Origin of the sequence: Mesorhizobium sp. M0983 (assembly GCF_040318975.1) — a bacterium.
GTDB lineage: Bacteria > Pseudomonadota > Alphaproteobacteria > Rhizobiales > Rhizobiaceae > Mesorhizobium.
This window is the reverse complement of the sequence record NZ_JAMYNH010000010.1, coordinates 169,198-190,996: the sequence shown is the minus strand read 5'-3', so window position 1 is coordinate 190,996 and position 21,799 is coordinate 169,198. Positions and strand designations below refer to the sequence as shown.

Annotated in this window: 26 protein-coding genes; 11 read left to right on the top strand and 15 right to left on the bottom strand. The window is 63.1% G+C overall.

The window, feature by feature from the left end; all coding sequences use genetic code 11:
- Nucleotides 1-30 precede the first annotated feature (30 nt).
- From msrB to NKH71_RS19975, 4 genes are all read right to left on the bottom strand, one after another.
- A complete protein-coding gene (msrB, locus tag NKH71_RS19990) occupies nt 31-531 on the bottom strand; it encodes a peptide-methionine (R)-S-oxide reductase MsrB (RefSeq protein ID WP_292655897.1) in 501 nt (166 codons plus the stop codon).
- 171 nt (nt 532-702) lie between these two features.
- Nucleotides 703-1,260 (bottom strand): fasciclin domain-containing protein, encoded by a 558-nt coding sequence (locus NKH71_RS19985; RefSeq protein ID WP_352790283.1) that lies wholly within the window; start codon nt 1,258-1,260, stop codon nt 703-705.
- A gap of 202 nt (nt 1,261-1,462) precedes the next feature.
- Nucleotides 1,463-2,167 (bottom strand): anti-sigma factor, encoded by a 705-nt coding sequence (locus tag NKH71_RS19980; RefSeq protein WP_352484356.1) that lies wholly within the window; start codon nt 2,165-2,167, stop codon nt 1,463-1,465.
- Nucleotides 2,164-2,703, bottom strand: coding sequence for a sigma-70 family RNA polymerase sigma factor (locus tag NKH71_RS19975; RefSeq protein ID WP_352484318.1), 540 nt, complete (start codon nt 2,701-2,703; stop codon nt 2,164-2,166). The genes NKH71_RS19980 and NKH71_RS19975 overlap by 4 nt, the downstream gene beginning before the upstream one ends.
- 127 nt (nt 2,704-2,830) lie before the next feature.
- Between NKH71_RS19975 and NKH71_RS19970 the strand changes: the two genes are divergently transcribed.
- A complete protein-coding gene (locus NKH71_RS19970) occupies nt 2,831-4,327 on the top strand; it encodes an amidase (RefSeq protein ID WP_352484319.1) in 1,497 nt (498 codons plus the stop codon).
- 100 nt (nt 4,328-4,427) lie between these two features.
- On the top strand, nt 4,428-5,321 hold the full coding sequence (argB, locus tag NKH71_RS19965) for an acetylglutamate kinase (protein ID WP_023677482.1): 894 nt from the start codon (nt 4,428-4,430) through the stop codon (nt 5,319-5,321).
- Between the two features lie 132 nt (nt 5,322-5,453).
- On the opposite strand, the gene NKH71_RS19960 is transcribed toward argB, so the two are convergent.
- The 3 genes from NKH71_RS19960 to NKH71_RS19950 form a co-directional block, all read right to left on the bottom strand.
- Nucleotides 5,454-5,852 carry a RidA family protein gene (locus tag NKH71_RS19960; RefSeq protein ID WP_352716549.1) on the bottom strand — a complete coding sequence of 133 codons (399 nt, stop codon included), beginning with the start codon at nt 5,850-5,852 and terminating at the stop codon, nt 5,454-5,456.
- Nucleotides 5,853-6,073: 221 nt separating this feature from the next.
- A complete protein-coding gene (gene bchE / locus NKH71_RS19955) occupies nt 6,074-7,621 on the bottom strand; it encodes a magnesium-protoporphyrin IX monomethyl ester anaerobic oxidative cyclase (protein WP_352495033.1) in 1,548 nt (515 codons plus the stop codon).
- A gap of 102 nt (nt 7,622-7,723) precedes the next feature.
- A complete protein-coding gene (locus NKH71_RS19950) occupies nt 7,724-8,200 on the bottom strand; it encodes an Lrp/AsnC family transcriptional regulator (protein WP_023718203.1) in 477 nt (158 codons plus the stop codon).
- Between the two features lie 140 nt (nt 8,201-8,340).
- Between NKH71_RS19950 and phhA the strand changes: the two genes are divergently transcribed.
- A complete protein-coding gene (gene phhA / locus NKH71_RS19945) occupies nt 8,341-9,174 on the top strand; it encodes a phenylalanine 4-monooxygenase (protein WP_023718202.1) in 834 nt (277 codons plus the stop codon).
- On the opposite strand, the gene NKH71_RS19940 is transcribed toward phhA, so the two are convergent.
- Nucleotides 9,169-9,669, bottom strand: coding sequence for a MarR family winged helix-turn-helix transcriptional regulator (locus tag NKH71_RS19940; protein ID WP_352484322.1), 501 nt, complete (start codon nt 9,667-9,669; stop codon nt 9,169-9,171). The two genes, phhA and NKH71_RS19940, sit on opposite strands and share 6 nt — an antisense overlap.
- A 93-nt stretch (nt 9,670-9,762) precedes the next feature.
- On the opposite strand from NKH71_RS19940, the gene NKH71_RS19935 reads away from it, so the two are divergent.
- Nucleotides 9,763-9,930: a hypothetical protein gene (locus NKH71_RS19935; RefSeq protein WP_023718200.1), complete on the top strand. Its 168-nt coding sequence runs from the start codon at nt 9,763-9,765 to the stop codon at nt 9,928-9,930.
- Between the two features lie 69 nt (nt 9,931-9,999).
- On the opposite strand, the gene NKH71_RS19930 is transcribed toward NKH71_RS19935, so the two are convergent.
- A complete protein-coding gene (locus tag NKH71_RS19930) occupies nt 10,000-10,761 on the bottom strand; it encodes a GGDEF domain-containing protein (RefSeq protein ID WP_023718199.1) in 762 nt (253 codons plus the stop codon).
- A 161-nt stretch (nt 10,762-10,922) separates the two neighbouring features.
- Between NKH71_RS19930 and NKH71_RS19925 the strand changes: the two genes are divergently transcribed.
- Nucleotides 10,923-11,630: a pyrimidine 5'-nucleotidase gene (locus NKH71_RS19925; RefSeq protein WP_023677476.1), complete on the top strand. Its 708-nt coding sequence runs from the start codon at nt 10,923-10,925 to the stop codon at nt 11,628-11,630.
- 34 nt (nt 11,631-11,664) lie between these two features.
- Here NKH71_RS19925 and NKH71_RS19920 read toward each other — a convergent pair whose 3' ends face one another.
- Nucleotides 11,665-12,504, bottom strand: a complete 840-nt coding sequence (locus NKH71_RS19920; RefSeq protein ID WP_023718198.1) for an LOG family protein — start codon at nt 12,502-12,504, stop codon at nt 11,665-11,667.
- A 145-nt stretch (nt 12,505-12,649) separates the two neighbouring features.
- Here NKH71_RS19920 and dapD point away from each other — a divergent pair, with 145 nt between their 5' ends.
- The 4 genes from dapD to NKH71_RS19900 all read left to right on the top strand — a co-directional run bounded on the left by dapD (nt 12,650) and on the right by NKH71_RS19900 (nt 16,044).
- On the top strand, nt 12,650-13,504 hold the full coding sequence (gene dapD / locus NKH71_RS19915; protein WP_023718197.1) for a 2,3,4,5-tetrahydropyridine-2,6-dicarboxylate N-succinyltransferase: 855 nt from the start codon (nt 12,650-12,652) through the stop codon (nt 13,502-13,504).
- A gap of 24 nt (nt 13,505-13,528) precedes the next feature.
- Entirely contained in the window at nt 13,529-13,900 is a 372-nt protein-coding gene (locus NKH71_RS19910; protein WP_031193743.1) for a DUF805 domain-containing protein, read from the top strand.
- 21 nt (nt 13,901-13,921) lie between these two features.
- Nucleotides 13,922-14,710 carry a hypothetical protein gene (locus NKH71_RS19905; RefSeq protein WP_352484325.1) on the top strand — a complete coding sequence of 263 codons (789 nt, stop codon included), beginning with the start codon at nt 13,922-13,924 and terminating at the stop codon, nt 14,708-14,710.
- A gap of 233 nt (nt 14,711-14,943) precedes the next feature.
- Entirely contained in the window at nt 14,944-16,044 is a 1,101-nt protein-coding gene (locus tag NKH71_RS19900) for a GGDEF domain-containing protein (protein WP_352790272.1), read from the top strand.
- Here NKH71_RS19900 and NKH71_RS19895 read toward each other — a convergent pair.
- Nucleotides 16,034-17,065, bottom strand: coding sequence for a 2-dehydropantoate 2-reductase (locus tag NKH71_RS19895; protein ID WP_352895287.1), 1,032 nt, complete (start codon nt 17,063-17,065; stop codon nt 16,034-16,036). The genes NKH71_RS19900 and NKH71_RS19895 overlap by 11 nt on opposite strands.
- Nucleotides 17,066-17,194: 129 nt before the next feature.
- Here NKH71_RS19895 and dapE point away from each other — a divergent pair, with 129 nt between their 5' ends.
- Entirely contained in the window at nt 17,195-18,394 is a 1,200-nt protein-coding gene (gene dapE, locus NKH71_RS19890) for a succinyl-diaminopimelate desuccinylase (RefSeq protein WP_352484327.1), read from the top strand.
- A gap of 2 nt (nt 18,395-18,396) precedes the next feature.
- Nucleotides 18,397-19,005 (top strand): hypothetical protein, encoded by a 609-nt coding sequence (locus NKH71_RS19885; protein WP_023718193.1) that lies wholly within the window; start codon nt 18,397-18,399, stop codon nt 19,003-19,005.
- Here NKH71_RS19885 and truA read toward each other — a convergent pair.
- From truA to def, 4 genes are read right to left on the bottom strand one after another with little or no spacing between them, the layout of a single operon-like run.
- Entirely contained in the window at nt 18,987-19,742 is a 756-nt protein-coding gene (gene truA, locus NKH71_RS19880) for a tRNA pseudouridine(38-40) synthase TruA (protein ID WP_023718192.1), read from the bottom strand. The genes NKH71_RS19885 and truA overlap by 19 nt on opposite strands.
- Before the next feature lie 18 nt (nt 19,743-19,760).
- Complete coding sequence (locus NKH71_RS19875; protein ID WP_292662840.1) at nt 19,761-20,270, bottom strand: GNAT family N-acetyltransferase; 510 nt, start codon at nt 20,268-20,270, stop codon at nt 19,761-19,763.
- Nucleotides 20,267-21,196, bottom strand: a complete 930-nt coding sequence (gene fmt, locus NKH71_RS19870) for a methionyl-tRNA formyltransferase (protein ID WP_352548109.1) — start codon at nt 21,194-21,196, stop codon at nt 20,267-20,269. The genes NKH71_RS19875 and fmt overlap by 4 nt, the downstream gene beginning before the upstream one ends.
- 16 nt (nt 21,197-21,212) lie before the next feature.
- On the bottom strand, nt 21,213-21,743 hold the full coding sequence (gene def / locus NKH71_RS19865; RefSeq protein ID WP_023718189.1) for a peptide deformylase: 531 nt from the start codon (nt 21,741-21,743) through the stop codon (nt 21,213-21,215).
- Nucleotides 21,744-21,799 lie beyond the last annotated feature (56 nt).

The window sequence follows — 21,799 nt, the reverse complement described above, 5'->3', positions numbered from 1 at the left end:
TCTCCGACAAAGTCAGGGGCGCAGCCATCCTCAGGCCGTCGCCGGCTTGAAGGTCAAGGCGACACCGTTGATGCAATGCCGCAACCCGGTCGGCGGCGGACCGTCGTCGAAGACGTGGCCGAGATGGCCACCGCAGCGGCGACAATGGACCTCGGTGCGGGTCATGCCCAACGACCTGTCCACGGTCTTGCCGATCGCGTTGGGGATTTCCTGCCAGAAGCTCGGCCAGCCGGTGCCGGAATCGAACTTGGTCTCTGACGAATAGACCGGCAGGTCGCAGCCGGCGCAAGCGAAGATGCCTTTGCGGTGCTCGTTGAGCAGCGGACTGGTGCCCGGGTATTCCGTGCCCTCCTTGCGCAGCACATTGAAGGCCGCGTCGGACAGGATGGCGCGCCACTCGGCCTCGGTCTTGGTAACCTCGAAAGTCTCGGCCGCGCGTGCATCCTGGGCTCCGCCCATGCGCAGCGCGGTGGCGCCTGCGACAACGCCAATGGCTGCCGCACCACTCAAAAGAAGCTCGCGACGGTTCATGCCCATTCCTCCTGTTACTGCTTGTGCCAAATTCGACCGCCAGACGGAAATCAAAAGCCGGTGACGATCGCTGTCCTCAAAGCGGGACTCCGCGCCTATCCACTTGCGTGAACGGCGCGGAGTGTGCGCAGGGAGGCCCTTAGCGATATCTTCGCCGGCAGCGTGCGTTTGTTACATCTTCGGCAGGAGAACCTTGTCGACGACGTGGATGACGCCGTTGGACTGCTCGACATCGGCGATCGTCACATTAGCGACATTGCCGTTCTCGTCGGTCACGGTGACCTTGCCGCCGTCGGTCTTGAGCGACAGTTCGCAACCACCGACCGTCTTGACCTTGTGGGTGCCACCGTCATCCTTGACCATCTTGGCGACGTCGGCGGCCATCGCCTTGGCGCCGATGACATGGCAAGTCAGGATCTTGACGAGCTTGTCCTTGTTTTCAGGCTTGAGCAGCGTCTCCACCGTGCCGGCTGGAAGTGCCGCAAAGGCCTCGTTGGTCGGCGCGAACACGGTGAAGGGGCCAGCGCTTTGCAGCGTATCGACCAGGCCGCCTGCCTTGACGGCAGCGACCAGCGTCGTGTGGTCCTTCGAGTTGACAGCATTTTCGACGATGTTTTTCTGGGCATACATGGCGGCGCCGCCGACCATCGGATTTTGGGCATAGGCAATGGTGGCGATCGCAGAAATCGCAACCGTGCCGGCAAGCAAAAGGGTGGCGAATTTACGCATGATTTCAATCTCCTTGGGTTATCGTTCCCCTCGTTCGGGAACGCAAGAAGATACGCAACAGAAATGCCGGAGTTTCGTCCTCACGTAAGAAATATTGTGTCGCTTCAATTTTCCATGTGCTAATCGGTCACCGCCGACAAGCTTTGCATGATTTTGGTTCGTGAGAGATAGATTTCAGGTCTTCTTCCGAAGCAAGAATCGGTCAGATGCTCTTCAGATCGCCCGCTGCGACCACCGGTCCAGTCGGCTGGCCGGTCGGCGAACCGCCGGCAGGCTCGACGCTGACCGCAAGCACGGCGCCTTGCGCCAATTTCTCCCGGACGGCGGGCGGGATGGCCAGATGCGCGGTCGCACCGGCCGGGATGACGCCCATCGACACCGGCGCGTTCTTGCCTTCGATCATCCACAACTCGAAGTCCTTGCCGGCGGTCCGCTCGCCGGAGACGTGGGAAAGGCCGACATCGTGACGGACGGCGTCGTAGACGACGAGATATTTGACATCGCTGCCTTCGGCTGCCAACGAGGCGACAAGCCGGGTTTGCGGCTCGACGACCGGTGGATTGACGTAAGGCAAGGCAATATAGATTGCCAGCGCCGCAATGGCGGCGGCGGCAAGACCGCGCCAGAAGCCAAGGCTCGACCAGAGGCCGGCGCGCGGCTCTGCAGCGAACAGCCGGCGGTCCAATGCTTCCTTGACCCTGATCGGAGGCTCTGTCTCCGGATAGGCGGCGGCCATCGGCGAAAGATGCGCCTCCCAGGCATCCACAAGGCGCGCGAAGGCGGCGTCCGCATCGATGCGGCGCGACGCGATCTCGCGTTCATCGGCGGCCAGAACGCCAAGAACGTATTCGGCGGCGAACAGGTCGTCGCCCCCACGTTCCGGTCCATTGTCGTCAGCCAGCGTCATCTTTCCAGGCATTCTCTCAGTTTCAACAGGCTGCGCCGCAGCCAGGTCCGCATCGTGTTCAGCGGTACGCCATAGCGCTCCGCCAGCTCCGCATAGCTTTTGCCGTCCAGATAGGCGCCCCGGACGGCCGCCGCCCTGTCCTTTTCCAATTCATCGAGACAATGGTAGATGCGTCCGGACTCACCGCCCGCCACGGCCATGGCCTCCGGCCCCGGCGCCGGATCGGCCACGTCGAGCGCGGCATCGATATAGGCGGCAGGCTCTCGCCGCGCCCTGATCCTATCGATCGAATGATTGCGCGCAATGGCCACCAGCCAGGAGATCGGGCTCAGATCCGAAACGGCGAAACGGTCCGCCTTCGTCCATATTTTGACGAAGACCTCCTGAAGCGCCTCTTCTGCATCTCCCCGGTCCTTCAATACACGAAGGCAGACGCCGAAAAGTTTCGCGCTGGTCTGCCGGTAGAGCAGATCGAACGCGGCCCGGTCCTTCATCGAGGTCCGGACAATCAGGTTGCTGATGTCCTGCGGCGTCATCGGCCGCCAAATTAGGCGATTGCAATGTATTTGCAACGACTGAAATGGTCTGGCCGCACCGGCAGCGCCAGCGTCGATTGCCAAGGAAATCGCCGCCCGCTAGCTTGCCATGAGCGGGAGGGCGACCATGTCGATCGAGCGGGTTCTGTGGGAGCATGACGCAACCGGCCAGGCCGCACTCGTGCACAAGGGAGAGATCACACCGCAAGATCTCGTCGATGCGGCGATCGCCCGGGCCGAGGCCACCCAGCCGGAGATCAACGCCATCGCCGAACCGCTTTTTGAGGCGGCGCGGGCGCGAGCGAAAACCGTCGACCACAAGCTGCCGCTTGCCGGAGTGCCCTTTGCGCTGAAGGACCTCGGCATTGCCATGAAGGGCGTGCCGACGCATGGCGGCAGCCGCATCCCAGCCTACACCCCCGATTTTAACTCGGTCATGACGGAACGCTATCTGGCCGCCGGCCTGGTCCCGATCGCCACCAGTACCGCACCCGAACACGGGCTGAGGCTGGTGACCGAGTCGGTGGCTTACGGCGTCACCCGCAATCCATGGGACACCGCTCACACGACCGGCGGTTCCTCGGGCGGCGCGGCTGCGCTGGTCGCGGCCGGCGTCGTGCCGGTGGCGCACGCCTCGGATGGCGGCGGCTCGATCAGGGTGCCTGCGGCCTGTACCGGGCTGGTCGGGTTGAAAACCTCGCGCGGCCGCGTGCCCTTGACGCCGCTCGTCACTGAAAGCTGGTACGGCTTTGTCGTCGACCATGCGTTGGCCCGCTCGGTGCGCGATACGGCCCTGCTGCTCGACCTGACCCACGGGCCCGACCCGCTGTCGCCCTACGCGGCACCCTCGCCGAACGGCAGTTTCACTGCGGCCGCCGGGCGCGATCCGGGCAAGCTCAAGCTCGCCTTCTACCGAAAATCGCCGCTCGGCCTGCCGATTTCGGAAGAAACCTTGAAAGCTCTGGATGCGGCGATTGGGCTGGCGCGCGAAGGCGGGCACAGCGTCGAGGAGATCGACCTGCCCTATATCGACCGCGATTTCATCGCCGATTTCGCCAGAACCGTCGCCGCGGCGGTGGCCGGCACGATGCGTGGCGAGGCCTTGCGCGTCGGCCGCTCCATCTCAGGCGATATCGAACGCGCCACGCGCGTGATGAGCCGGTTCGGTGAAATCCTCTCGGCCGGCGAAATCTATGCCGGCCTGCAGCGGCTGCACGCAACCTCGCGCCGCCTTATCACCGAAACCGCGCACTATGATGCAGTGCTGATGCCTGTCATCGCGCACCCGCCGCTCGCCTGCGGCACCATGGACCCGAAAGGCGCCGACGAATTCATCGAGAATGTCCTGGACAGACTGCGCCTCGCCGGCCTGCTGAAGTTCAAGCCGCTATTCGGCCAGCTGATGGACAAGAGCCTTTGGTTCACCCACTGGCCGGCGATCCAGAACGTCAGCGGGCAACCGTCGATCACGCTTCCGGTTTACGTGACCGATGCCGGCCTGCCGCTCGGCGTCCAGGCCGCCGGCCGCCCCGGTGACGAGGAGACGCTTTTGTCGTTCGCCGCGCAGATGGAAAAGATCTCTGGCTGGCTGGGACGGCGGGCGCCGCTGCGGGTGCCGGCATAGAGGCGGGATGATTTGATCGATCATGACAGCAAAGCCGTTTGCGGCCTGCTGCAATTCCCGCTAAGACGCCGCCGTTCATGCCAAGCCGGGAACCAAGCCGATGACGGATGTCGCCGCCACCGCCGAAATGCAGGCCGCGCTGCTTTCAAGGGCGCTGCCCTATATGCAGCGCTACGAGAACAAGACGGTCGTGGTGAAATATGGCGGCCACGCGATGGGCGACATCGCGCTCGGCAAAGCCTTCGCCCGCGACATCGCACTGCTCAAGCAATCCGGCGTCAACCCGATCGTCGTGCATGGCGGCGGGCCGCAGATCGGCGCCATGCTCAGCAAGATGGGCATCGAATCCAAATTCGAGGGCGGCTTGCGTGTCACCGACCAGAAGACCGTCGAGATTGTCGAGATGGTGCTGGCCGGGTCGATCAACAAGGAAATCGTCGCGCTGATCAATGCCGAGGGCGAGTGGGCAATCGGCCTGTGCGGCAAGGACGGCAACATGGTGTTTGCCGAAAAGGCGCGCAAGACCATGATCGATCCTGATTCCAACATCGAGCGGGTGCTCGACCTGGGCTTCGTCGGTGAACCGGTCGAGGTCGACCGCACATTGCTCGACCTCCTGGCGCGATCCGAAATGATCCCGGTGCTGGCGCCGGTGGCGCCCGGCCGCGACGGCCATACCTACAACATCAACGCCGACACTTTTGCCGGCGCCATCGCCGGCGCCTGCCAGGCGACGCGCCTGCTGTTTCTCACCGACGTGCCCGGCGTGCTCGACAAGGACAAGAAGCTGATCGACGAGTTGACCGTGGCCGAGGCCAAGGCCCTGATCAAGGACGGAACGGTCTCGGGCGGCATGATCCCCAAGGTTGAAACCTGCATCGAGGCAATCGAGCGCGGCGTCGCTGGCGTCGTCATCCTCAACGGCAAGACGCCGCATGCGGTGCTGCTCGAGCTGTTCACCGAACACGGCGCCGGCACGCTGATCGTGCCGTGAGTGGCCTCAGTCTGTTCAACGCCGCGACAGACCGGAAGACCATCCGATCACCATCGCAGCGCTTGTCGAGACAGGCGGGCGGGCGAACGGTCGACTAGGTAGTCTCCGCCTTCGTCGCTCGCCGCCAATCGATCATCCGGACTGAGGAAGGCGCGCGATGACCTTTATCTCAAAATCGAAGCCCGCCAGCCAATTCACCCCCACCGCGGTCCAGTTCGGGTAGGGCGGTTCACCGATCGCCCTAAGTCGAACGGCGTCAATCGCCTCCCACTGCTTGGCCGGGTCGGTGTGGAACGTGGTCACGTCAACGATGTCGTCGAACGTGCAACCGGCGGCCTTCAGCACCGCCGCGAGATTGTCGAAGGCAAGCTGGACCTGCTTTTCGAAGGCTGGCTCCGGCGATCCGTCCTCGCGGCTGCCGACTTGGCCCGAGACGAACAGAAAGCCGCCTGAGCGGATCGCCGCCGAATAGCGATTGACTTCGTAGAGGGCCTGCCGACCGGCAGGGAAGATCGCATCGCGTTTGGTCATTGTTTCACTCCAATCAGACAAGGCAGGCCGGTCCCGACCATCGCGATGTGGCTTCTCCGAGAAGGTGAGAGCCGCCCGCAAGACTTCGGGGTTTTGGATCGCTGCGTTCCATTTTCCGGGGCGGTCGCTGATATCCGTCCCGTATCCCGAAGTGGGTACATACATTCCGTATGGCAATATACATACGTTGCGTATGCTTGTTAAAAGATTGCCCGCGCCGGTCAGGCGCGCGACGAAATCGTGGTCGCAGGCGGTGTCAGCCTGCGCGCCGGGTGCGCGACCACCATCGATTCCTCTTCCTCGTCCTGCGGCGCGCCCCAGAATTCGGCGAGCGTCGGGCCATTCTTCAGGCGGCGGTCGCGAACCAGAAAGCCCCAGACTTCGCGGAACCAGACGCGGCGGCCCATTTTGGTGTACCAGCGCATCGAATGCCGTTGCTCCGGATCCTTGTGGAACAGGATGCGCGCCAAGGCCTTGGGCCGCGACTGCACGGCCAGTTCGATCAGCTTGACGGCGAAGAACAACATCCACGGCTTGAGGCGGGTCATCTGCAGCACCTGGTGCTTGTAGTCCCACAGGCGGGCGTCCAGCTGGATCACCTTGCGATCCCTGGCAATCCTGAAGAACGGCGTCCAGCGGTGCGGCGTCACATAGAGCGCCTGGATCTGGTCGGGGTCATAAGCGATCAGCTGGCGGAAGCCGCGCCAGAGGTCGCGGAAACTTTCGTCCTCGAAACCGGCCACCCAGGTCGCCATCGACAAGATGCCGTTGAGGCGCAGCAGCCGTATCGCCTCGCGGTCGGATGAGGTGCTGCCGCCCTTGCGGATCAACTGGAGCGTCTGCTCGTCGGTATTTTCCATGCCAAGCAGCCAGCGGATGACGCCGGCCTTGCGATAGAGATGCAGGCTGCCGGCGTCGCGGACGATGTCGTCGGCGCGGGTGGAGCCGACGATCAGCACCGGCACATTCTCGGCGATCATCGCATCGAGAAAGGCGCGCCAGGCTTTTTTGGACGAGGTCGGGTTCTCGTCGGCAAGGTTGATCAGCTCGACGCGGTGCTCGCGGTATAGCCAGGCAATCTCCCGCGCGAACTTCACGGGGTCGCGGTGCCGCCAGCGCGTCCAGAACCCCCGCTGGCCGCAATAGTTGCACAGATGCGGACAGCCTCGCGAGAACTGCATGACCACCGCACGCTTGCCTCCCCAATAGCTATAGCGAGTGATATCGATCAGTTCCCAGCCGATGCGGTAGTCGTCGAGATTGGCGATCGTCCTTGCCGGGTTGGTGGCAAAAGGCCGGCGCAAATCGTCGCGAAAGGCGATGCCCGCCACATCCGACAGCGGCTTGCGTTTTTCAAGCGCTTCGACCAGCGCGACGATGGTCGCCTCCCCCTCGCCACGAACGATGAAGTCGAAGGCCTCCGTTTCGGCCAGTATGTCGCGCCAGTGATAGGTCGGAAACACGCCGCCATAAATCAGGATTGTCGCCGGATCGATGTGTTTGACCATGCCGGCGATCAGTAGGGCTGTCGGATGCGCAGAGGTCGAGCCGGAATGGCCGATCAGAATACAGTCGGGATGATCGCTCAAGGCGTCCCGGACCAGCGTGGCAAGCGGCATCGGCCCGAATTCGGCGTCCACAAGTCGCACTTGATGTCCCGCGTCGATCAGCGGACCGCCCAGTGCCAGCAAACCGAGCGGCGGCAGATGGTCGTCCGGCACACGGCTGCCGATGGCCGTATGTGGCGGGTTGATCAGGACGATTTTCATGGCGGACCTTATGCAATGGCGGTCCGCATGTCGTAGTCGGCGATCTAGCGCTGGAGATTGGCTCGCTTCAGCAGTTTGTGTGCAGCTTTTCCGCAGAAATGCCTACCGTCTGAGATGTGCAAGCGGGACATGGCCCGGCCCCTTGATGTTCTGCAGCACAAGCTGGGTGTGGACGTCGCGCACGCCTTCGAGCCGCATCAGCCGGTGCATGACGAAGGCATTGAGCTCGTCGACCGACGGCACCATCACATGCAACAGGAAATCATGATCGCCGGTCATGGTCCAGCATGAGGACACCTCGTCCATCCGCTGGACGGCGGCGATGAAGCTTTCGGGCGAGCCGTCGCTGTGGCTGGTCAGGCGCACCTGGATGAACACCTCGACCATCAGCCCGACGGCGCGACGGCTGAGCACCGCGGCGAAGCCCTTGATGATGCCCGCCTGCTGAAGCGCCTCGAAGCGCCGCGCGCAAGGTGTCGTCGACAGGCCGATCTCCTGCGCCAGTTCGGATACCGGCTTGCGCCCGTCGCGCTGCAGGCTGTCGAGCATCTTGATCTCGAATTCGTCAAACTGAGGCATTTTCACTCTCCCAAAGCTCGATCGTGGAGTCTTTTACCTCCAACCCCGCATTTGAGCCACCATCAAAGCTGATTTGCCTCACGCCATCCGGCTAGAATTTCCGACGATCCGCTGATCATGATTTCCAGGGAGAGCAAGCCATGACGATGAACGTTGCCGACTACGCCCGCGAATGCGCGGCGCGAGGCCTTCGCGGCGATTATTCGGTCTGCCGTGCCGATTTCACCGTGGCGCAGGGCTACAATTATAGCGACGAAGAACAGGCGGTGTGGCGCACGCTGTGCGACCGCCAGACGAAGCTGACCAGGAAGCTCGCCCACCATTCCTATCTCGATGGCGTTGCGGCGCTCGGCCTTCTCGACAAGATCCCGGATTTCGGTGAGGTCAGCGAGAAGCTGCGCAAGCTCACCGGCTGGGAGATCGTCGCGGTGCCGGGGCTCATTCCGGCCCAGCCGTTCTTCGACCACCTCGCCAACCGCCGCTTCCCGGTCACCAACTGGCTGCGAACCCAAAAGGAGCTCGACTACATCGTCGAGCCCGACATGTTCCACGATTTCTTCGGTCACGTGCCGATCCTGACGCAGCCGGTCTTTGCGGACTTCATGCAGATGTATGGCAAGAGGGCCGACAGCGTGATTGCGCTCGGCGGCGACGAGATGATCACCAGGCTTTACTGGTACACCGTCGAATACGGGCTGATACGCGAGCCGGGCCAGCCGCTGAAGGCGTTCGGCGCCGGGCTGATGTCATCCTTCACCGAGCTTCAGTTCGCGGTCGAAGGCGGCGACGCGCACGATGTCCCCTTCGACCTGGAAACCGTAATGCGCACCGGCTACGAGATCGACAAGTTCCAGCGTGCCTATTTTGTGCTGCCGTCTTTCGACGTGCTGCGTGATGCTTTCGAGACCGCCGATCTTGCGGCGATCGTGGCGCGCCGCAAAGGCGAGCCGGCGCTCGACCCGGCGAGCCTATAGGCTGTCGGCTGTTTCCAGGGCCTCGGCTTTCAGCCGGGCAAGCTGGTCGCGCTGAAGGTCGAGCGATGCGGTGACGAAGCGAAGGATCGTGGCCAGCTCGGTGTCGCTAAATGTGGCGATCACCCTTTCTCCCTCCTGCGCGATCGCACCATAATAGCGCGCCGATAGTTCTCGCGTGAGTTCCGTCGCCTCTATGACCACCTTGCGCCTGTCCTCGAGGCTGCGCGTTCGTGTCAGCAGGCCGCGCGCCTCCAGCCGGTCGATCAGCGCGGTGACTGCGGCCGGCGTCAACCCTGTTGCGGCCGCGACCTCGCCAGCCGATTGCGGGCCGCCATAGAGCAGCGCCAGGCAATGGCGTTCCGCCGTACTCAGCTCAAGCCTATCGCCTACTGCCTCGTCATAAGCCTGCGTCGCGTCCTGCCAGCCCATAATGGCGAGGCTGATGGCCGTCTTCATGTCGGCCCGATTCATGCTTGACGAATTTACTTCGATCATCTAACTATCAATTTGCCTAACATTACGGCTATTATAGTAATATGCTGCGTCGGGCGCAAGGCACGGCCTGTCGCAGCACGCAAGGAGTGGACAATGAACCAGAACCAGACGCGCGGCCCACTCACACCGGCCGAAGAATTCAAATACGCCAAGCTGGCGATGGAATGGTATGGCTGGGGTTCTCCCATTGGCCTTGGTATTGCACTGGTCGCGCTGGCGGCCGCTGCCCTGCTGTTCCGCATCGCCATCTTCGGATTTTGACAGCACTGGCCGCGGCGCGGTTGAATTCTGATAGGTAGAATTTTTCCAGCACAAGGCTTAGGGCTGAGCTCACGCCGCTTCGGAAATGTCACGATCGATGATCGACAGGTTGCGGCCGCGATGCTTGGCCTCGTAGAGCCGCTGGTCGGCGGCGCGCATCAGCTCCGACACTGCGGCGTCCTCGCCGCAGGTGGTCCCGCCGATACTGACCGTCAGCGGAACGGTTCGTTCGTCGACGGGCCGGAAACGGATACGCTCTACTTCACGGCGGATGCGCTCGGCGACGCGCCTGGCTTCGTGTTCGGTGGCGCCGATCAGAAAGGCGCAGAATTCCTCACCGCCGATGCGGCCAAGGACATCGCCGCTGCGCACGCCACGCTCTATCGCACTTGCGATCAGGAGCAGCGCCTCGTCGCCGATCAGATGGCCGTAGCTGTCGTTGATGGTCTTGAAATGGTCGGCATCGACGATCAGCAATGCCCCGCGATCGGATTTACGCCGAGAGCCGTCGAGGGCGGCAAAGAAACTTTCGCGGTTGAGCATGCCGGTCATGTCGTCGCGGCTCGCCTTTTCCGCCAAGCGCCTGTGGGCGGCCGCGAGCTGGGCATGGGCGCGGGCGAGTTCGCGATGCGCGGTCTTCAACCTTTCGCCCTGCCAGACCGTATAGGCGCCGGCGCCCCAGGCAAGAGCCAGCGGGCATACGGTAGACGTCAACCAGATGGTGCGATTGATCGGAAAACCCATTGCCGGCACGACGATCAGCGTCAGCAAAAGTGAGACGGCGACGGAGGCGAAAGCGATGGCGGCAGACTTTAGAAATATGCGATTCATCGCTTGCTCCCACTGGTCCGTCTTGGTGCCAGCAAGCGCTGAATGTCACCTTTCGGCGATGCTTAAGATTTTAATCACGGCACCATTTTCACCACCCAGGGCGCGCATAGGTTGTGGATAAACCTCCTGTTAGAAAGATCGTTTCGTGCCATAAGGACGGTATGACCACGCTTCCCGACCCCGCCCGCTTTGCCCATGTCACCGACTGGGTGTTCGATCTCGACAACACGCTCTATCCGCACCATTCCAATCTGTTCTCGCAGATCGATGTGAAGATGACCGCCTATGTCGGAGAATTGCTGACGCTGCCGCGCGAGGAAGCACGCAAGCTGCAGAAGGAGCTCTACCGGGAATACGGCACGACACTGAACGGGTTGATGACGCGCCACGGCATCGACCCCGACGACTTTCTCGAGAAGGTCCACGACATCGATTATTCCTGGCTGGTGCCAGATCCCGTCCTCGGCACCGCCATACGCCAGCTTCCCGGCCGCAAATTCATCTTCACCAATGGCGATCGCCGGCATGCCGAACGCACCGCGCGGCAGCTGGGCATTCTCGAGCATTTCGACGACATTTTCGATATCGTCGCAGCCGGGCTGAACCCCAAGCCGGCGCGACAATCCTACGAGAAATTTGCCGAACTCCACGCCGTCACCGGGCAAAATGCGGTGATGTTCGAAGACCTCGCCCGCAACCTGTCGGTGCCGAAATCGCTGGGCATGACCACGGTGCTGGTGGTGCCGCGCAATTTCGAGCCGACCTTCTCGGAAATCTGGGAACGCGACCCGGCCAACGAGGACGACGTGGACTTCGTCACCGACGATCTCGCCGGCTTTCTCACGGCGATCGTCGAAGTCCCCGCTTGAGGCAGCCGGCGCGCTTCAAGTCCTTGCTTGCATGTCAAAGTTTATAGAAGCGGCTGACGATCCCCCAGGCCTCATCGGCGGTGTCGACGAAATCGATGATATCCTGGTCGCCGGGCGTGATCGTGCCTTGCTCGGCGAGGAAGTCGAGGTCGATAGCCCTTGCCCAGAAAGCCTTGCCGAACAGGATGACCGGCACGCGTTCCATGCGGCCGGTCTGGATCAAGGTCAGCGTCTCGAAGAACTCGTCCATCGTGCCGAAGCCGCCGGGAAACACCGCAACGGCCTTGGCACGCATGACGAAATGCATCTTGCGGACCGCAAAATAGTGGAAGTTGAAGCAGAGTTCCGGCGTCACGTAGGCGTTTGGCGCCTGCTCGTGCGGCAGCACGATGTTGAGACCGATCGACGGCGCGCCAACATCGTCGGCGCCGCGATTGCCGGCCTCCATGACGCCAGGCCCGCCGCCGGTCACCACGACGAATTCGCGATAGTACGAAGTGGCCGACTGCTGCGAGCAGAGGCGGGCGAATTTGCGCGCCTCCTCATAGTATTTGCTGTTTTGCTCGAGATTCTTCTTCTGCGTCTCGTTCTTGGCCGCCCAGGCTTCACCGCCGGGCTCGGGGATGCGCGCGCCGCCGAACAGGATGACGGTCGATTGGATGCCGCGCTCGGCCAGGATCATCTCCGGTTTCAGCAGTTCGAGCTGCAGCCTGACCGCGCGCAACTCGCGCCGCGTCATGAAATCGGGGTCGTTCCAGGCCAGCCGATATGTCTCCGCGCGCGTTTGCGGCGTGTCCGGCACGCTTTTCGACCGCTCCAGATCCTCGTCCGAATGCGGTAGCGGCGTCCACCCCGCCTTTTCCATGGGAGTCATATTTGCTTTACCCGTCCAATCATTCACTTGCGCCGTCCCGTGACGCTGCCGCGATTGACCCTCCCCAAGCCTTCACATAGGGTCCGCGCGACTTTCAAACAGGTTAAGGCGCCGGCCCTTAACAGCTTGGTAATGGAGCGAATTCATGTCGAAGCCCGATCTCGCGAGTCTCGAGAAGATCATCGAGAACGCCTTCGAGGAACGCGACACCATTTCGACCGCAACCCGCGGCCAGACGCGCGAGGCCATCCAATCGGCGCTCGACCTGCTCGACCGGGGCGTCGCCCGCGTCGCCGAGCGGCAGGCCGACGGCAAATGGCACGTCAACCAGTGGCTGAAGAAAGCGGTGCTGCTGTCCTTCCGGCTCAACCCGATGGAGATCATCAAGGGTGGTCCCGGTCAGGCGGTATGGTGGGATAAGGTGCCTTCGAAGTTCGACGGCTGGAGCGCCGTCGATTTCGAGAAGGCCGGCTTCCGCGCCGTGCCGTCGTCGATCGTGCGCCGCTCTGCCTATGTCGCGCCGGGCGCCGTGCTGATGCCGTCCTTCGTCAATGTCGGCGCCTATGTCGATAGCGGCACCATGGTCGACACCTGGGCGTCGGTCGGCTCCTGTGCCCAGATCGGCAAGAATGTGCATCTGTCGGGCGGCGTCGGTATCGGCGGCGTGCTGGAGCCGATGCAGGCCGGCCCAACCATCATCGAGGACAATTGCTTCATCGGCGCCCGTTCCGAAGTGGTCGAGGGCTGCATTGTTCGCGAGGGCTCAGTGCTCGGCATGGGTGTCTTCATCGGCCAATCGACCAAGATCGTCGACCGCGCCACCGGCGAGATCTTCTACGGCGAAGTGCCGGCCAATTCCGTCGTCGTCGCCGGCTCACTGCCGGGCAAGCCTTTTCCAAACAACGAGCCCGGCCCCAGCCTCTACTGCGCCGTCATCGTCAAGCGGGTCGACGCAAGAACCCGTTCCAAGACCTCGATCAACGAATTGCTGCGCGATTGATCTCCCGAGAACGGATGCACCGGGTTGACTGACAAACCTCAATTCCTATGGCTTTTCTTCAGCCTTTCTGGGCGGGTGAATCCGAGCGCTTATGTTTTGGCTGGCCTCTTGCCGGTCATCGTTCAACTCTTTCTGCTCTACCAGTTCGCGCGAACGCCGTTAGGCACTGCCGCGAGCCAGTATTGGGCGCTCGCCTTATGGATCGCTGTGTTCGTCTCGACATGGTCGACCTTTGCGCTAACGGCGAAGCGGTTCCATGATTTCGGCAAGCCTGCCTATTACGCATTGATCTCTCTCATTATCGGCTTCGTCCTGCTTTTTATCCTGGCTTTTTTCAAAAGTGACCCAGGCCCCAACCGCTACGGCAAGCGCACCAACGCACCGGCCGAACCCTGAGCGCCAATCGGACATTTCGTCATGCGCTACCGCTCGCTTGATTCGAAACTGATCCTCGAAACCGCCGAACGGCTGGAAGAGCGCGTCGCCGAGCGCTTTCCCGATGCAGGCCTGCGCGGCGTCGCCGCCGAGCTCGTGTCGCTGTCGCGCGATCTGGCAAAGGCAGCCAAGGCGCTGGAGGCGCCGATCTGGTGGCTGCGCGGCCTCATCATCGCCGCTTTCGTCGTCGGAGCGCTGATGTTCCTGTTCGTCGGCACAATCCTGCCGCTCGGCCGCATCTCGGGAAACCACGATGCCTTCCAGTCGGTGCAAGGCATCGAAGCCTCCCTCAACATGATCATCCTCGCCGTGCTGGGCTTCCTGGCCCTGATCCGCTCCGAGGAGCGGATCAAGCGCAAGCGGGTGTTCCGCCAACTCCACGGGCTGCGGTCGCTCATCCACGTCATCGACATGCACCAGCTGACCAAGGATCCGGCAGCACTTTCAGCCAGTTTCAAGCCGACTGCACATTCGCCAGCCCGCATCACCAACGCCGCCGACCTTGCCCGCTATCTCGACTATTGCTCCGAAATGTTGTCGATCACCGGCAAGATCGCCGCGCTGTTTGCCCAGTCGGTCAATGACGCCGTGGTCATCGATGGCGTCAATGACATCGAGAACCTGGCGTCGAACCTGTCGCGAAAGATCTGGCAGAAGATCACGCTGATCGAAACCCCTCATGGGCAGCCGGCACATGCGAAGAAAACCGATCCCGAGCCGGGTCCGCCGCGTCGGCCTGCAGTCCGCAGACGACCGGGGCCGGCAAGCTAAGACCCGCGAGCCGGCGGCAGATCCGCTAGAGCGGCAGAGCGGGAAGTTCCGAAACCCCGGTTTTGCGCCGGACGCTCTAAGCGAATGTTAATCACCCTGGCCCAGCATGCCGGCGAAAACTGTGTCGACCGGCACGGAGCGCTCGACTGGCAAGCGACCTATCCCTGACCACCAAGGAGCCGCGCAAAACGTGGAGCGCCGCCGCTCGCCTGTTTGCCTGGTTCTCTTCGCCGATGAGATTGGAACCGGAAGCCGTCCGCGCCCGGCTTCTCGACACCACTTTCGACCGCAAATTCGCAGTCTTGTTCGGCACCATCAGCGTTTTGGTGGTTGCGGTCAGCGCCGCACTTGCCACGAAGGATTGGTGGCCCTACGCCTGGATCGCAGCCGACCTGATGCTTTTCGTCGTCCGCGTTCTGCTGATGCGGGAATGCGAGCAGGCCCGCAGGCGCGGCTCGAAAGGGCCGCTGGCGGGCCTGATGGCAGCCAGCGGTGTATGGTCGGTCGTTTTCGGCCTCGGCTGCTATGGCTGTGTTGCCAGCGGGAATATGGCGCTTTCCGTACTTGCCGCCTTGAATGTCGCAGGTGTCGTTGGCGTGGTGTCGTCACGCAATGCGGCCACCCCGCGCTTCGCCATATTCGTCATGTTGGCCGTAAGCCTGCCTTACGTGGTCGGTGCATTGTTTTCCGCAGCGCCCGGAATGCCGATCGTCGGAATTCAAACGCCGTTCTATGTGGCCGGCGTCATCATCGTGCTGCTTCAGAACCACGCAATCAACGCCCGGATGATCCGCGCCGAGCTGGACAATCGCGACCTAGCGATCAAGGACGCGCTGACCGGCCTGCCAAACCGCATCTTCCTGCAGGAAAAATTGCGCGACATGTGCCGCGACCTTGCGGCGCCGGCCGCCAATGGCGGCAAGCCGTTTGCCGTGCTCAGCATGGACCTCGACGGCTTCAAACAGGTCAACGACCGTTTTGGTCATGCGGTCGGCGACGTGCTGCTGCGCAAGGTGGCCGAACGATTGAAGCGCGGCTTCCGGCCGAGGGACGTGGTCTTCCGTATCGGCGGCGACGAATTCGTCATCCTTTTGCCCGCAACCTCGGAGATCGAGGCCACCTATCTGGCAAAGCGGGCCATCGAAAAGGTCTCGGTGCCTTTCGACCTCGGGGTCGGTTCCGCCATCCATGTCGGCTTGAGCGTCGGCAGCGCCTTTGCACCCGCCGACGGCGGCGATCCGGAAATCCTGCTCACCTGTTCCGACCATGCACTCTACGAAGCCAAGCGCACCGGCAAGGGCCGTTATTGGGCGCCTGTGCGGGCTACGATCTGACGGTCGCAGCGACAGCTTCCGGCGGCAAGCAAGGCGATCCGCGCCTCTCCTGCTCGGCCGCGCGCACCAGTGCAGTGACATGCTTCAGCAAAGGCGCCGGCGTGCCGGCCTTTTCGGCCAAACGCAGGACCGCGCCTTGCAGTTCGCCGATCTCCGTCGACCGGCGGCGCCGCAGGTCATCCCACATCGACGAACGCGCGGCCGGATCGATGGCAAGCATCCGCCGCGCCAAGAACTTGAACAGCCCGTCGGGCAGGCGAAGCACTTTCGGCAGCAGTGCGGGACGCAGGCCGGCGATGCGAGCGGGTTCGATGCCTGTCGCCGTCATTGCCGCCAATGCTTCGTCGATCTGACCGGCCAGGATCAGCCGCCAGCGGCGATCGGCAAGCTCTGCCGCCAGCGGCAGACCGGAAAGCGCCACCAGCGCGTTGTTGAGGTTGAGCAGCAGCTTGTCCCATAACACCGCGTCGATGTCACCATGCGTCGCGACGGCAAACCCCTCGACATCAAGCAGTTCGTCAAGGCCCGCCGAGCCCTGTTCGATCATCACTTTGCCGCCGCTGGCGCGGTGCAGGCGAAGCGGCAATTCGCCCTCCGGCGATTGGACCACGTTGAACGGCACCATGCCCGCGAGCACCGGCTGGGCGGTGAGATGGGCTCGCAATTTATCGGCATTGTCGACGCCGTTCTGCAGGCTGAGTATCACCACGTCCGGTCGGGCATGGGCGGCAATCAGCCCGGCCATGTCTTGCGTCGCGCCGCTCTTGACCGTTACCAAAATGACATCGGCATCGGAGAATGCTACCGCCGGATCGGCGGTGACCGACAATGCGTCCGGTTTGACAGAACGGTCGCGGCCGTCAGGGTCGGTGATGCGCAATCCAGCTTCTTGCAGGGCCTTCTCGACGCGCGGTCGCGCCTGCAGAAACACCTTTCGCCCGGCAAGTATCAGGCAGCCGCCGGCGTAGCAGCCGATACTGCCAGCACCGGCGATTACGATCGTCTTGCCACGCGTGACCATGCGATGGCCCTGTTCTGGTCGAGAGACCTTGCCGCAATTATACGACATGAAAACCATAATGTCGGCGGCATGGCTGGCCCTCACGTCTGGCCGTGACAGACCTTGCGCTTTCGACTATCGCTTTTGCCCATGATGCTGCCTACCGATCCGGTTAGAAATCTCGCTGCACTCATCCGCTGTGCTTCCGTGACGCCCGCCGAAGGCGGTGCGCTGCGCGCGCTGGAGGCGATGTTGAAGCCGCTCGGCTTTGCGGTCGAGCGACCGGTGTTTTCCGAAGCCGGCACACCGGACATCGAGAACCTTTACGCGCGGCGTTCCGGCAATGGCCCGCATCTGATGTTTGCCGGCCATACCGACGTGGTGCCGGTGGGCGACGAGGCAGCCTGGACGCACCCGCCCTTTGGCGCCGAGATCGCCAATGGCGAGATGTTCGGCCGCGGCGCCGTCGACATGAAGGGCGGCATTGCTTGTTTCGTCGCGGCGGTGGCGCGACATGTCGAGCAGAAGGGCGGCCCGAAGGGGTCGGTCTCGCTGCTGATAACCGGCGATGAGGAAGGCCCGGCGATCAACGGCACGACGAAGCTGCTCGAATGGGCGGCCGCCAAAGGCGAGAAATGGGATGCCTCGATCGTCGGCGAGCCTACCAATCCCGACGCGCTTGGCGATATGATCAAGATCGGCCGGCGCGGCTCGCTATCGGGCACGGTCGTCGTCAACGGCCGCCAGGGCCACGCCGCCTATCCGCAGCTAGCCGACAATCCGGTGCGCGGCCTGGTGACGCTGGTCGACGCCTTGCTGCACCCCGTCTTCGACAACGGAACAAGGGATTTCCAGCCGACGAACCTTGAGGTGACCTCCATCGATGTCGGCAATCCCGCCACCAACGTCATCCCGGCGAAGGCAGCAGCTACCTTCAATATCCGCTTCAACGACACATGGACCGCCGAGACGATCCAGGCCGAGATCCACAACCGCCTCGACCGGGCGGCGAAACGCAAGAAATACCGCGCCGGCAAGAAGACGCCGGTCGACTACGAGATCGTCTGGCGCGACGGGCCGAGCCATGTTTTCCTGACACGCGACGACAGGCTGATCGAGACGCTTGGCGGTTCGGTCAAAGCGGTGACCGGCAGGAAGCCGGCGCTCTCCACCTCCGGCGGCACCTCCGATGCCCGCTTTATCAAGGATTATTGTCCGGTGGTCGAATTCGGCCTGGTCGGCAAGACCATGCACATGGTCGACGAACGTGTGGCGATTGCCGATCTCGAGACGCTGACGCAGATTTATCTGCGCTTCGTTGAAGACTGGTTTGCGCAGGACATATCCTAGTGATGCTTTCAGCGGATGAAACCTATGCTTCGCTTGCCGGCGCCTGGCGGCTGATGCTCGGCAAGGCCGACGGATTTCGCCTGCTCGACCTTTCGGCGGACGGTTTCTGGAACTCCTTTTTTGCCATCGTCGTCGCGGCGCCGGCATTGATCGTCGGCTGGGTCGGCATTGCCAACGAGATCGGCGATCCCGACGCATTCGTCGGCCGTTTCAGCATGTTGATCCGGCTGGCCACCGTCGATATCGGCGCCTGGGTGCTGCCGCTCATCGGCCTGGCCCTGGTCGCGCCGCGGGTCGGCGTCGGCAGCCGTTTCGTCCATTATGTCGTCGCCAGCAACTGGGCCTCGGCGATCATCGCCTGGATGATGCTGCCATCGGCGTTGATCCGGCTTTTCCTGACATCGGCCAACGAAGTCTCCGGGCTGGTGTCGCTGCTGCTGTTCGCGCTGTCAATGGTATTGACCTGGCGGATGACCAACGTTGCCATCGGCAGGGGTGCGGCTGTCGGCAGCGCTGTTTTTGCCGGCATGTTCGTGGCGTCGCTGATCGTCCTGTTCGGCCTGCAGGCGCTGCTCGGTATCAGCGTGCCGGATCAGCCAGGCGTCGGATAATCGACGCCGACTAGAAACAGCCCGTCGGGCGGCGCCACCTGACCGCAGGCCGCACGGTCGCGCGCCTCGAGCGCGGCCTTGAGGTCGGCAATGGCCCAGCCGCCTTCGCCGACACGTTTGAGCGAGCCGACCATCGAGCGCACCTGGTTGTGCAGGAATGACCGCGCCGAAGCGCGGACTTCGATGAAATCGCCCGCCCGGCTGACATCCAGCCGGTCGAGCGTGCGGACCGGGCTGGTGGCTTGGCACTGGGTCGAGCGGAAGGTGGTGAAATCATGCCGGCCAAGCAGCACTTTTGCCGCTTCGTGCATGGCGGCGGCATCGAGCTGCTTCGGTACCCACCAGATCTTGCCCTTGTCGAGCGCTGCTGGCGCGCGGCGGTTGACGATACGGTAGAGATAGTGGCGGCCGATCGCCGAGAAACGCGCATCGAAGCCATCCGGCACGACGGCGGCCTTCAGGATGGCGATGTGCGCCTTGGCCGCTTGCAGATGCGCGTTGACGGCGTCGCGCACCTTGTCGCCGGGCCATGCCTTGACCAGATCGACATGCGCCACCTGAGCGGTCGCATGGACACCGGCATCGGTGCGGCCGGCGGCGCGCAGAGAGACCTGCTCGCCGCAGAACTTCTCGATCGCCTGCTCGATCGCCTGCTGCACCGAAGGCTGATTGGCCTGGCGTTGCCAGCCGGCAAAGAGACTGCCGTCATATTCGATGTCGAGGCGAAAACGCGGCATTCCCGGATCGAGGCGAAATCAGGCGGCGAGGGCTGAGCCGAAGGCCGAGGCGTAGACCAGCCTGCCGGTCTCCGGCGCCTCGCCCCAGGCAAGCGCCTGCAAAGCCTCGCCTTGGTAGTCGCTCTCGAATTTCGCTGCACGGGCGCGGCTGTAGCCGAAGCGGCCATAGTAGGCCGGATCGCCGAGCACCACAGCGAGCGTCTCGCCGGCGGCTTTCAGGCGGATATGAGCCTCTCGGACCAGGGCACCGCCGATGCCGGTGCCGTGGAACGACGGCTCGACTGCCAGCGGCGCCAGCGCGACTGCCGGGAAGCTCTTGCCGCCATTCTGCACGAAGAGCCGTGAAAACAGGATATGGCCGACCACTTGCCCGTCTTCGTCCGCCACCAGTTCGACGACGGCATCACCGCCGGTGACCAGCGCGTCGACCAGTCCGGCCTCCGCCTGCTGGCCGAATGCGTGTTCTTCGACAAGGCGGATCGCCTCGCGGTCCCGCGGCGTCGCCGCGCGTATGGACATCATGCTCATGACAATTTCATCCCTTTTTCGAGCTTGGCCCCGCGCAGAAACTCCTGCGCGGCAATGGGCCTTCCGCCCGCACGTTGAACTTCGACCAGCCTGATCGCGCCTGACCCGCAGGCAACCGTCAGCCGGTCATCGAGAATTCCTCCCGGTTCGCCGGCGCCTTGCGAGAGCGTCGAGCGAAGCAGTTTCAGCCGTTCCATGCGGCCGCCGATTTCGGCCTCGCACCATGCACCGGGAAAGGGCGACAGGCCGCGAATCTGGTTGTGCACGTCGCCGGCAGGTCGCAGCCAGTCTATGCGAGTCTCCGATTTATCGATTTTCTTGGCGTAGGTCACCCCCACCTCCGCCTGTGTGGTAAATGTCAGCGTATTCCGCTCGAGCCGTTCGAGCGCTTGCACCATCAGCGCAGCACCCAGGATCATCAGCCGGTCGTGCAGATCGCCGGCCGTCATGTCGGGTCCAATGGCGCATTTTTCAACCATTGCCACAGGCCCGGTGTCGAGGCCTTCCTCCATCCGCATCACCATCATGCCCGTCTCGGTATCGCCGGCCATGATGGCGCGCTGGATAGGGGCAGCGCCGCGCCAGCGCGGCAATAGCGATGCGTGGCCATTGAGGCAACCGAGCCGCGGCGCCTCGAGAATAGGTTTGGGCAGAAGCAGCCCGTAGGCGACGACCACGGCGACATCGGCGCGCAAGGTGCGGAACGCCTGCTGCTCCGCCTCGCTCTTCAGCGACACCGGCGACCGCACCTCGATGCCAAGCCGCTCCGCCTCACGCTGCACCGGCGACGGCGTCAGCTCGAGCCCGCGCCGGCCTGCGGCGCGCGGCGGCTGCGTGTAGACGGCTGCCAATTCATGCCCTGCCCCGGCGATCGCTCGCAGCGTCTGCACGGAGAATTCGGGCGTACCCATGAAGATGACACGCAGGGGCATTCGTCGACCCCTATCCCACCATCTTGCCCGGCGCCTTGTCCCTGGCGAGCTTCTTGAATTTCTTGACCACCATGTCGCGCTTCAGCTTGGAGATGTGGTCGATGAACAGCACGCCGTTTAGGTGGTCGATCTCATGCTGCAGGCAGGTCGCCATCAGCCCCTCGGCCTCGATCTCCTGCAGCTTGCCGTCGCGATCGAGATACTTCACCCGCACCGCTGCCGGACGCTCGACCTCGGCATAGTAATCCGGGATCGACAGGCAGCCTTCCTCGTAGACCGAACGCTGGTCGGAGCTGTCGAGGATTTCGGGATTGATGAAGACGTGCGGTGCCGGCGTCTCGTCCTCCTTGGCGAGGTCGATCACCAGCAAGCGCAAGGGTTCGCCGACCTGGATCGCCGCGAGGCCGATGCCGGGCGCGTCATACATGGTGTCCAGCATGTCGCCGGCCAGTTTACGCAAATCACCGTCGACACGCTCGACCGGTTTTGAAACCTGACGCAGGACGGGATCGGGGAGGATGATAAGCGGCTTGATCGACATGGCGTCTCACCTAAGACCTCGCAGGAAAAGCGTCAACCGGGACGCCTTCTGGTCGT